Here is a 594-nt window from a genome sequence, read left to right on the forward strand (position 1 = left end):
AATTTGTTTAGAACTTGTAAAAAAATTTGGAGTTGAGGAATCCGTAGTTGAAATAAAGGAACCCAACGGAGAGTTTAAAGAAAGTAAACCAAAAAGGTATAATTTAAAGGCTTTTATCATTTCATGGATATTTGGATTAGTTTGGTCAGTTTTGGTTGTTTTTTACGCCATATCAATAGGAGAGTATAAGTAATGAACAAAAAAATATATTGGTTCGTAATATGCTCATTGGCATTCGTGTTAGTATTTCTAATGTTCAGAGATATAAACTTTTCTCTTTCATTTCAGGAATTTTTCAGCTCAGGGGCTTCTTCTATTCTTGCAATAATTTCGCTAATACTAAGTATATATATTTATATTTCTGAAAGAAATAAACATAAATAGCATTAAACCTGATGGAATTGTTTATTTACTCATAGTTTTGATGTAGAAGCATCTATTTTGATTGATCACAAAAAAATAGATGCTTTTTATTTTTGTTAGTGAATATGTTCATTGGCTTTAGGGAAAGAATTTAACTTGTTAAATAAAATTTGTCCAAATTTAATAAACGTATAGTTTATAATTTTTTTGGTCAATAATCTTTTTTTGTTT

At 26.6% G+C, this 594-nt stretch carries 1 protein-coding gene; it reads left to right on the plus strand.

Translation table 11 applies throughout. From position 1 onward, the window contains the following. Nucleotides 1-193 (plus strand): hypothetical protein (locus RCF13_RS25255; protein WP_308141644.1); only part of this gene is annotated, 193 nt, incomplete at its 5' end. Nucleotides 194-594: the final 401 nt, after the last annotated feature.

It is taken from the genome of Stenotrophomonas maltophilia group sp. RNC7, from assembly GCF_030910085.1.
Taxonomy (GTDB): Bacteria; Pseudomonadota; Gammaproteobacteria; order Xanthomonadales; family Xanthomonadaceae; genus Stenotrophomonas; species Stenotrophomonas sepilia.